Here is a 10,950-nt window from a genome sequence, read left to right as displayed (position 1 = left end):
TCTCAAAGCCAGTTTTCGCAAATCAGGCCATCAACACGCGTGAATTCGCGCAAATTGTTGCTGACCAGCGTTAAACCTGCGCTGCGTGCGTGCGCGGCAATATGCATATCGTTCAGGCCGATGGGCATGCCTTTACGTTCAAGGGCTGCGCGTATCGCGCCATAATGAAAGGCCGCTTTATCGTCATAACTCACCACATCCAGCCGCGAAGTAAAATCCTCCACGGTGCGCAGATTGCGTTCAGGATAAGCGCTCTTTTCAGCGCCATGAATCAGTTCTGCCAGGGTAATCGTCGAGATCACCATGCGGCCCGCGTTGGCATTAAATTTATCCAGAATTTCAATGGGCCGCCGCTTGATGACATAAATAACGATGTTGCTATCCAGCATGTAGCGGTGCATCAGAACGACTCCCTGTCTGGCTGCTCCTGTGATGCCCGTTCGTTCATGAAATCGTCGCTCACGGTTTGCTCTGAAAGAAAAAAGCTATCCCAGGCGTTTTCAACCGGAGAAAGGATTCGTTCTTTGCCAATGGCGCGTACCGTCACGCTTTTGACATTATCCGGAAAACGAACGTCTGCCGGGATGCGCACGTTTTGCGTGCGGTTACTGGTAAACACAGTGCCTTTTGACATTTCCATCTCCTGAATAAGAGTCTGACTAAATTTTACCCTTGCTATGCTCGATAGCAAGGGTATAGAGCAGTTATTGCAGCGCCAGCTCTCGCCGTTTTTTGCGCCGCAGCTTATCCATCATCAGATAAACCACCGGCGTGGTATAGAGCGTCAACAGTTGGCTCATGACCAGCCCTCCGGCGATGGTGATGCCAAGCGGCTGACGCAGCTCCGCGCCGTCACCGCTGGTCAGCACCAGCGGCAGCGCGCCCAGCAGCGCCGCAAGCGTGGTCATCAGAATGGGCCGGAAACGCAGCAGGCAGGCCTGGAAAATCGCCTCGCGCGCGCTGAGATTGCCGTTGCGCTGCGCCTCCAGCGCGAAATCCACCATCATGATGGCGTTTTTCTTCACGATGCCGATCAGCAGCAAAATGCCGATCAGCGCAATCAGGCTGAACGGCGTATCGAACAGCTCCAGCGCCAACAGCGCGCCGACGCCCGCCGAAGGCAGGGTAGAAAGAATCGTTAGCGGGTGAATATAGCTTTCATACAGGATCCCCAGCACGATATAGACCGCGGCGATGGCCGCCAGCATCAGCCACACCTGACTCGACTGCGACTGCTGGAACACCTGCGCAGTACCGGCAAAGCTACCGCGAACGCTGGAAGGCACACCGAGCGCGGTCATGGCGCGGTCGATGGCGGCGGATGCCTCCGACAGCGGCACCCCCTCCGGCAGATTGAAAGCGATAGTGGAGGCTGCCGACAATCCCTGATGATTCACCGAAAGCGGGGCGTTAGCGGGCTGCCACTGGGCGAACCAGGAGAGGGGAATCGCTTTGCCGTCGCTGTTGACCACAAACATCTGATCCAGCGCGCTGATATCCTGGGTATAGCGCGGATCCACCTCCATTACCACTTTGTACTGGTTCAGCGGCTGATAGATGGTGGAGATCTGGCGCTGGCCAAAGGCGTTGTTCAGCAAGGCATTGGCGTCGGCGACATCAATGCCAAGACGCGCCATGCTTTCACGATCGTAAATCAGCGCCATCTCGCTGCCTTTGTCCTGCTGATCGGAGTTTACGTCCGTGAGCTGGGGCAGGGCGGAGAAAGCCTGACGGATCTTCGGCTCCCACTCGCGCAAATCGTCCAGGTTATCGGAGAGCAGCGTGTACTGATAGCTGGCATTGGCTTCACGCCCGCCGACGCGAATATCCTGTACCGCGTTAAGGTAGAGATTCGCGCCCGGCTCTTTCGCCAGCTTGCCGCGCAGACGGGCGATCACCTGCTGCGCGCTCTCGCTGCGTTCCGACAGCGGCTTCAGGGAGATAAACATCGAACCGCTATTGGTGCGCGACCCCCCGGTGAAGCCGGTAACGTTATCCACCGCCGGATCGGCGCTGACAATCTGCATAAAATCTTCCAGCTTGCCGCGCATCGCCTGGAACGAGATGCTCTGATCGGCAGAGATAAAGCCGGTCAGGCGGCCGGTATCCTGTTCCGGCAAAAAGGTTTTGGGAATGGTGATAAACAGCCAGATGGTTAATCCGATGGTGGCGAGCAGCACCAACAGCGTCCAGCGCGCATGATTCAGCACCCAGGTCAGCGAGCGGCCATAGCCTTGCTGCACGGCGAGCAGAACGCGCCCAGCGCCGCGCCGCCGCGGCTGGCTTTGCGGGCGATGCGGCTTCAGCAGATACGCGCACATCATGGGCGTCAGGGTTACGGAGATAAAAAGCGAAATCACAATCGCCACCGAGAGGGTGATGGCGAACTCAGAGAAGAAGCGGCCAATCAGTCCGCCGATCATTACCAGCGGCAGGAACACGGCAATCAGCGACAGGCTCATGGAAAGCACGGTGAAACCCACTTCCTGCACTCCTCGCAACGCCGCCTGCAAGGGTTTCATGCCCGCCTCGACGTGGCGCGAAATATTCTCCAGCACCACAATCGCATCATCCACCACAAAGCCGGTGGCGATGGTCAGCGCCATCAGCGACAGGTTATTCAGGCTGAAGCCGCACAGGTACATCGCAGCGAAGGTGCCAATCAGCGAAACCGGCACCGCGGCGGCAGGGATCAGCGTGGCGCGCGCGGAGCGCAGGAAAACAAACACCACCAGAATCACCAGTACCACGGCGATGCTCAGCGATTGCTCCACCTCATGCAGCGAGGCGCGAATGGTCGGCGAACGATCCTGCGCGATTTGCAGATCGATTGCTGCCGGAACCACCTCATGCAGTTCCGGCAGCTCAGCGCGGATGCGATCCACGGTATCGATCACGTTCGCTTCTGGCGTTTTGCGCACCACCAGCAGCACCGCCGGTTTGCCGTTCGACATCCCGGCGTTGCGCACATCCTGCACCGAATCCTGCACCGTCGCCACGTCATCCAGCCTGACCGCCGCGCCGTTGTTATAGTGCACAATCAGCGGCTGATACTCTTTCGCCGTTTTCAGCTCGTCATTGGTGCGCAGCTGCCAGCGCTGCTGGCTATCCTCCAGCGCGCCCTGCGGCCGCCGCTGGTTGGCGTTGCCGATCGCCTCGCGCACCGCATCCAGCGACACGCCCTGATTAAACAGCGCCTGCGGATTGAGCGCCACGCGCACCGCCGGCAACGAGCTGCCGCCCACGGTGACGTCGCCCACCCCCTCAATCTGCGACAGCTTTTGCGCCAGCTGGGTAGAGGCGTAGTCGTAGAGCTGACCCGGATTATAGATATCGGAGGTCAGCGTCAGGATCATGATCGGCGCGTCCGACGGGTTCGCCTTGCGGTAGGTTGGTCGGCTCGGCATGCCCGTTGGCAGCAGGCTCTGCGACGCGTTGATCGCCGCCTGAACATCGCGCGCCGCGCCGTTGATGTCACGATCAAAATCAAACACCAGAATGATACGCGTGCTGCCGAGCGAGCTGGTGGAGGTCATCTCGCTGACGCCCGCGATGCGGCCCAGTGAGCGCTCCAGCGGCGTCGCCACCGACGAGGCCATGGTCTCCGGCGAGGCGCCGGGCAGCGAGGCGGAGACCAGAATCACCGGGAAATCCACCTGCGGCAAGGGGGCAACCGGCAGCAGGCGAAAGCCGAGGATGCCCGCCAGCGCAATGGCCAGCGTCAGCAGCGTGGTGGCGACCGGCCGGTGAATAAACAGAGCAAAAAACCTCACGGCTGAGCCTCCCCGCGATGGAAGCGGCGGCGGGACGCATGGGCGAGACGATCAAACAGCAGATAGATCACCGGCGTGGTAAACAGCGTGAGAATCTGGCTGAGGATCAGGCCGCCGACCATCGCGATGCCCAACGGATGGCGCAGTTCAGCGCCGACGCCGCTACTGATCATCAGCGGCAGCGCGCCGAGCAGCGCCGCCAGGGTGGTCATCAGAATCGGACGGAAACGCAGCAGGCAGGCCTGATAAATGGCATCGTAGGGCGCCATACCCTGTTCGCGCTCGGCGGCCAGCGCGAAGTCGATCATCATGATGGCGTTTTTCTTCACGATGCCGATCAGCAGGATAATGCCGATAATGGCGATGATATCCAGCTCGTGACCGCTTAACATCAGAGCCAGCAATGCGCCTACCCCGGCGGTCGGCAGCGTGGAGAGAATGGTGATCGGGTGGATAAAGCTTTCATACAGTATCCCCAGCACGATATACATCGCCACGATGGCCGCCACGATCAGCCAGACAGTGCTGGAAAGCGCCGCCTCAAACGCCAGCGTACTGCCCTGGAACTGCGTCATCAGCTCGGCGGGCAGGCCGAGCTGACTCTCCGCGTCGTTTACCGCCTGTACCGCATCGCCCAGCGAGTAGCCGTCAGCGACATCAAACGAGAAGGTGGCGGAGGGAAACTGATCCAGATGGTTGATGCTCAGCGCGGTGTGGCGTTGTTGAACCCTGGCGATGGCGCTGAGCGGCACGCTGCCGCCTGCACTGCTGATGAGACGAATGCCATCCAGCCCGGCGAGTCCCGGCGTCGCGCTGTTCTCCTGCTCCAGCACCACGCGATACTGGTTCGCCTGGGTATAGATGGTGGAGATGAGTCGCTGACCAAAGGCGTTATACAAGGCATTGTCCACGTCCGCCATAGAAATGCCCAGACGGCTGGCGCTGTCGCGGTCCACGTTGATATATGCTTCCAGCCCCTGATCCTGCCAGTCGCTGCTGACGTCGCGCAGCTGCGGCAGCGTTTGCAGCTGGCCGAGCAGCGTTGGTACCCATTTGCTCAGCGACTCCAGCGAACCCGATTGCAGCGTGAACTGGTAAGGGGTGCGACTTGACTGGGTTTCGATGGTGAGATTCTGCACCGGCTGAAGCCAGAGCTGCACGCCCGGCATTTTAGCAACCGCCTGTTGCAGCCGCTGCTGCACGGCGAACACGCGGTCGTCGCGTTCCGCCAGCGGTTTCAGGTTGATTTGCAGGCGGGCGCTGTTCAGCGCGGCGTTAGTGCCGTCAACGCCAACAAAGGAAGTCAGGCTCTGTACCGCCGGATCCTTCATGATGATGGAGGCAATATCGCGCGTGCGCTGCGCCATATTGGCATAAGAGACACTCTGCGGCGCCTGCAAGGTGCCCTGAATAATGCCGTTATCCTGCTGCGGGAAAAAGCCTTTGGGAATAAACAGCCACAGCAGCACGGTAAGCAGCAGAGTTGAAAGGGCCACCGACAGCGTCAGCCAGGGATGATTCAGCACGCGCTTCAGACCGCGACCGTAGGCGGCAATCACCCGATCGAAGAACGCCTCGCTGGCGCGGGAGAAGCGGTTCTGCTTGCGCAGCGATTCGGCGCTCAGCATGCGCGCGCACATCATCGGCGTCAGCGTCAGCGACACCACGGCGGAGATCAGGATCGATATTGCCAGCGTCACGGCGAACTCGCGAAACAGGCGGCCAATCACATCGCCCATAAACAGCAGCGGGATCAGCACGGCGATCAGCGAAAAGGTCAGCGAGATAATGGTAAATCCGATCTCGCCCGCACCCTTCAGCGCAGCCGTCAGCGGCTTTTCGCCTTTTTCGATATAGCGCGAAATGTTCTCAATTACCACGATAGCGTCATCTACCACAAAGCCGGTGGCGATGGTGAGCGCCATCAGCGTCAGGTTATTGATCGAGAAATCGAGAAAGTACATGGCGGCAAAGGTGCCGACCAACGACAGCGGCACCGCCACGGCGGGAATAATCGTCGCCGGTACGTTGCGCAGAAACAGATAAATGATCATCACCACCAGCGCGATCGCCAGCATCAGCTCATGCTGCGTATCCGCCACCGAGGCGCGAATATTGGTGGTGCGATCGCTCAACAGCTTCACCTCCACCGATTTAGGCAGCGAAGCGGTGAGGGCGGGCAGCATGGCGCGAATATTATCGGCGGTCGCGATGATATTGGCGCCGGGCTGACGCTGCACGTTCAACACAATCGCCTGTTGGCGGTTGGCCCAGGCGCCGAGCCAACTGTTTTCGGCGCCTTGTTCAATGGTTGCCACATCGCCGAGCCTGACGGCGGAACCGTTGCTGTAGCTGACAATCAGCTGGCGATAATCCTCGGCAGATTTCATCTGATCGTTGGCGGAAAGGGTGATGGAGCGCGTCGGGCCGTCAAGACTGCCTTTCGCCGAGTTGACGTTGGCATTGCTGATGGCGCTGCGCACATCCTCACTGCTGAGACCGAGCGCCGCCAGCGCCTGACTGTTCATCTTCACGCGCACAGCGGGTCGCTGGCCACCGGAAAGCGTCACCAGCCCCACACCGGAGACCTGGGCGATTTTCTGCGCAACGCGCGTCTCTACCATGTCCTGCACCTGAGTCATCGGCATGCTGGTGGTGGTGACCGCCAGCGTCACGATGGGCGGATCCGCCGGGTTGACCTTGTTATAAACCGGAGGGTTAGGCAGATCGTTGGGCAGCAGATTGGTGGCGGAGTTGATGGCCGCCTGCACCTCCTGCTCGGCTACATCCAGCGGCAGCGTCAGCTGAAACTGCAGGGTAATCACCGACGCGCCGCCCGAACTTTGCGACGCCATCTGCTTCAGGCCGGACATCTGACCAAACTGGCGCTCCAGCGGCGCGGTGATGGCGGAGGTGACAACGTCCGGGCTGGCACCGGGATAGAGCGTCACCACCTGAATGGTCGGGTAATCGACCTCTGGCAGTGCCGATACCGGCAGAAAACGGTAGCCCAGCACGCCCGCCAGCAGAATCGCTATCATCAACAGCGTGGTCGCCACCGGGCGCAGGATAAACTGGCGGGAGGGCCCGCCGCTGGCATCGGGAGGCATCACCTGCATCAGTCGCGACCTCCCTTTGCTGGCTGCGCGGTGCGGCTGCTGCGCGCTGCGGTACTTTGCGGCGCAACCACTTCCACCTGCGCGCCTTCCGTCAGGCGATCCAGCCCGTCCGTCACCACGCGTTCGCCCGCTTCCAGCCCGGCATTTATTACTACTTTCTGGCTGTCCTGAATGCCTGCGGTCACGCTCTTTTTGCTGACCTTGTTGTCGCTGTTCACTACCCAGACGAAATTGCCTTCATTGCCCATTTGCAGCGCTGCCGTGGGGATCACCACCGCATCCTGCAAGGTGTTCACTTTCAGACGGGCATTGACAAACTGGTTGGGAAACAGCGTGTCGTCCTGATTGTCGAAACGCGCTTTCAGCTTGATGGTGCCGGTGGTGGCGTCAATCTGATTGTCGAGGCTGAGCAGCGCGCCGGTGGTTAACAGCGTTTTGTTGCTGCGATCCCAGGCCTCCACGCTCAGCGGCTGGCCGTTCTTTTGCGCCTTCAGGATCTGGCTGATGTTGTTCTCCGCCACGCTGAATACCACATCGATCGGATGGGTCTGAGTAATCACCACTAATCCGTTGGTGTCGCCGCTGGTAATGTAGTTGCCGATATCCACCTGTTTCAGGCCGACGCGACCCGCAATCGGCGAGGTGATACGGCTGTAGGCGAGATTCAGCCGGGCGCTCTCTACGCTGCCCTGATCCGCTTTCAGGGTGCCGAGCGTTTCGCTCACCAGCGCGCGCTGGGTATCCAGTTCCTGCTGCGTGGCAACCTGCGATTTTGCCAGCTTTTCATAACGCGCCAGGTCGCGGCGCGCGTTAGCCAGTGTCGCCTGATCGCGCGCCTGCTGCCCTTCGGCCTGGGTCAGCGCCACCTGAAACGGACGCGGATCGATCTCCGCCAGCAGCTGGCCCGCTTCTACCTGCTGACCCTCTTTGAAGTGAATCGCCATCAGCTCGCCATCCACACGACTGCGAATCGTTACCGTGTTGGCGGCCATCACGGTGCCTAACCCACTCAGGTATTGCGGCACGCTTTGCGTTTCGGCGGTCGCCGCCTGGACCGGCGCCAGCGGACGGCGGGCGCCGCCGCCTTTGCCTCGTTGTGGTCGGGCGTCGGCTGAGGTATCGGTATTGGGTTGCGTCGGATGCTGCCACCAGTAGTAAACGCCTGCAGCGGCGACGGCAATCACCAGCACAATCAGGCTTGTTTTCAGTAAGGGATGTCGGGCTTTCATGGCGTTCAGGTGCTCTCCTGCGGTGTAATCATCCAATTAACGCGGGCGCAAAAAACCGGGAACCCGCAAAACTATTGATTGTAGACGGCTGAAACGGCGAAAAGTTGAAGGAAATAAGGATAACTGTATAGCCAGAGTAAGTATTGCTGTTCTGCAATTAAACAGACTGAAGAAAGCCTTAAGCCGCTTTTTGCTTTTGCTATGCTGAGTGACAGACGTTTTTCATTATACAAAAGGAGCAGATGATGAATCAGAACGAAACCCGGCAGCTGGGAGACAGCGGCATTCAGGTACCAAAACTCACTTTTGGCGGTAATGTTTTTGGCTGGACGGTGGATCAGGAGACCTCCTTTTCTCTGCTGGATGCGCTGTTGGAAAAAGGGCTGTGGTTTATCGATACCGCCGACGTCTATTCGCGCTGGGCGCCGGGCAACAAAGGCGGCGAATCGGAAACCATTATCGGCAAGTGGCTGAAGCAGAGCGGCAAACGCGATCGCATTGTGCTGGCCACCAAAGTCGGTATGGAACTGACGCCAGAAAAACAGGGCCTGAAGCCGCAGTACATCCGCCAGGCGGTGGAAGATTCGCTGCGTCGTCTGCAAACCGACTATATCGATCTCTATCAGGCCCATCGCGACGATGAAGATACGCCGCTGGCGGAAACCCTGGGCGCTTTCGATTCTCTGATCAAGGAAGGAAAAGTACGCGCCATCGGCGCCTCTAACTACAACGCGGCGCGATTGCAGGAGGCGCTGGAAACCAGTGAGAAAAATGGCCTGGCGCGCTATGAGACGTTGCAACCGGAATATAATCTTTACGATCGTCAGGGCTATGAAAGCGCGCTGGAAGAGGTGGCGATAAAACATGGCCTCGGCGTGATTAACTACTATTCTCTGGCGAGCGGCTTTCTCAGCGGGAAATACCGCAGCAAAGAGGATGCCGGCAAAAGCCCGCGCGGGCAGGGCGTGGTAGAGAAATATCTTAATCCGCGTGGCCTGAAAATCCTTTCCGCATTGGATGATATCGCCGATTCTCATGACGCAACGCCCACCCAGGTTGCGCTCGCCTGGCAAATTGCCCGTCCCGGCATTACCGCGCCGATTGTCAGCGCCACCTCTCTGCAACAGCTGGAAGATTTGGTAAAAGCCACGCAGCTTTTCCTCAGCAAGCAGGAAATTGCCGAGCTGAATCAGGCCAGCGCCTGGTAGCGCCATTTCGGGGCGCGCTCTGCGCCCTTACTCCTGCCTGCTTTTTTTCGCGGCGCAAAAAATGCGAAGTATGCGAAGAAAATTTTTATTCAGCGATCTGCTTCACAAATGCGCTAATTAGCTGTTTAGCCGCGCTTTTATCCGCACATTTTTACAAAAACTGAAGTTTCTCCAGCATTATTCTCGCTGCAATTTTCATACACACATAAGAAAACAATCATGAACAGAAAAAAAGCAGAGCACTGTTTTTCGCTGCGTCCCCTGGCAACGGGTACGCTGGTTTTCGCCATGCTGAGCGGCTCCGCGCTGGCGGCGGACGCCTTCAGCTATGATTCCCAGTATATGTTTGGCGACTGGGACGGCTACCGCACGCAGCTTGAGAAAGAAGGCGTTAAGTTTGACGTCAACTACACCATGGAAAGCGCGGCTAACCTCGGCGGCGGCGCAAACAGCAACACCACCATGCGTTACAGCGACCAGTGGGCGTTTGGCGCCAGTTTCGATCTGCAAAAACTGCTGGACTGGCAGGATGCGCAGTTTCAGGTCACTATCACCAATCGCGACGGGCAAAACCTCTCTGATCAGGTCGCCGATCGCCGCACCGGCCAGCTTTCCTCGGTGCAGGAAGTGTATGGTCGCGGACAAACCTGGCGTCTGACGCAGTTCTGGTTGAGCAAGGGTCTGTTTGACAACGCCGTTAATGTGAAAGCGGGACGCGTGACCGTGGGCGAGGACTTTGACAAGTTTGACAGCCTGTTCCAGAACCTGGCGTTCGGCAGCGGGCAGGCGGGCAACTGGCGTGGCGATCGCTGGTTCAACTGGCCGGTTTCCCAGTGGGGCGGCCGCGTGAAGCTGAACATCACGCCGGAAGTTTTCTTCCAGGTTGGTTTTTATAATCAGAACACCGCCAACTACGATCGCGGCGACGGTTTCCGCTTCGACACCAACAACTCGGAAGGGAACCTGGTGCCGGTAGAGCTGGGCTGGCAGCCGACCTTTGGTCCCGACAAACTGCCAGGTAACTATCGCATCGGCTATTACTACTCTTCGGTGAATGGCGATGTGTACGGCAGCTGGCGCGACGGCGGCTATCAGGATAAAGATCATGCTTATGGCGGCTATATCCTTGCTCAGCAGCAGCTGACATCCCAGGGTGGAGATGCCAGCCGCGGTCTCGGCGTGATCGTACAGGCGGTCATGAACGACCACAAAACCTCAAAAACCGACAACTATCAGTCCATCGCCTTTACCTGGAAAGGGCCGTTTGATGCCCGTCCGCAGGATGAGATTGGCGTTGGCGCGGCGCGTATCCACGTAAACAGCGATTACACCCGCTCGCTGCGCGAACAGAACCGGGCCAACGGCGAGAGCGATTTCGATAGTCCGACTTACCTGCCGATTCAGGAAGGCGCGGAATATGACTATGAAATTTACTATAACGCCCATCTGACTAACTGGCTGGCGCTGCGTCCGAATCTGCAATATGTGACGGCACCGGGTGCGGTGAGCGAAGTGAAGGATGCGTTTGTTGGCGGCATCAGCGCGAACATCGTATTCTGATAACAACACGGCCCGCGCGGATTCGCATCCGGCGCGGGCCGTTTCAGTTCAGGGATAACGG

General features: G+C 58.8%; 7 protein-coding genes. 2 read left to right on the top strand and 5 right to left on the bottom strand.

The genetic code is table 11. The features are described 5' to 3' along the window. Positions 1 to 2 precede the first annotated feature (2 nt). From vapC to ABU178_RS12690, 5 genes are all read right to left on the bottom strand, one after another. A complete protein-coding gene (gene vapC, locus ABU178_RS12710) occupies positions 3 to 401 on the bottom strand; it encodes a type II toxin-antitoxin system tRNA(fMet)-specific endonuclease VapC (RefSeq protein WP_397215335.1) in 399 nt (132 codons plus the stop codon). Continuing rightward, complete coding sequence (vapB, locus tag ABU178_RS12705; protein ID WP_397215333.1) at positions 401 to 634, bottom strand: type II toxin-antitoxin system VapB family antitoxin; 234 nt, start codon at positions 632 to 634, stop codon at positions 401 to 403. The genes vapC and vapB overlap by 1 nt, the downstream gene beginning before the upstream one ends. Positions 635 to 704: 70 nt before the next feature. Continuing rightward, positions 705 to 3,773 carry a multidrug efflux RND transporter permease subunit MdtC gene (gene mdtC / locus ABU178_RS12700; protein ID WP_397215331.1) on the bottom strand — a complete coding sequence of 1,023 codons (3,069 nt, stop codon included), beginning with the start codon at positions 3,771 to 3,773 and terminating at the stop codon, positions 705 to 707. After that, a complete protein-coding gene (locus ABU178_RS12695; protein ID WP_397215329.1) occupies positions 3,770 to 6,892 on the bottom strand; it encodes an MdtB/MuxB family multidrug efflux RND transporter permease subunit in 3,123 nt (1,040 codons plus the stop codon). Before ABU178_RS12695 ends, mdtC begins: the two co-directional genes overlap by 4 nt. Beyond that, a complete protein-coding gene (locus ABU178_RS12690; RefSeq protein ID WP_397215327.1) occupies positions 6,892 to 8,121 on the bottom strand; it encodes an MdtA/MuxA family multidrug efflux RND transporter periplasmic adaptor subunit in 1,230 nt (409 codons plus the stop codon). Before ABU178_RS12690 ends, ABU178_RS12695 begins: the two co-directional genes overlap by 1 nt. Before the next feature lie 245 nt (positions 8,122 to 8,366). Between ABU178_RS12690 and ABU178_RS12685 the strand changes: the two genes are divergently transcribed. Both ABU178_RS12685 and ABU178_RS12680 read left to right on the top strand, forming a co-directional pair. Continuing rightward, positions 8,367 to 9,329 (top strand): aldo/keto reductase, encoded by a 963-nt coding sequence (locus ABU178_RS12685; RefSeq protein WP_397215326.1) that lies wholly within the window; start codon positions 8,367 to 8,369, stop codon positions 9,327 to 9,329. Between the two features lie 219 nt (positions 9,330 to 9,548). Further along, positions 9,549 to 10,889, top strand: a complete 1,341-nt coding sequence (locus ABU178_RS12680; protein ID WP_397215324.1) for a carbohydrate porin — start codon at positions 9,549 to 9,551, stop codon at positions 10,887 to 10,889. Positions 10,890 to 10,950 lie beyond the last annotated feature (61 nt).

Origin of the sequence: Pantoea osteomyelitidis (assembly GCF_044342975.1) — a bacterium.
Taxonomy (GTDB): Bacteria; Pseudomonadota; Gammaproteobacteria; order Enterobacterales; family Enterobacteriaceae; genus Pantoea; species Pantoea osteomyelitidis.
The sequence above is the reverse complement of the archived record's forward strand: the minus strand, read 5'-3'. Positions and strand labels throughout refer to the sequence as shown.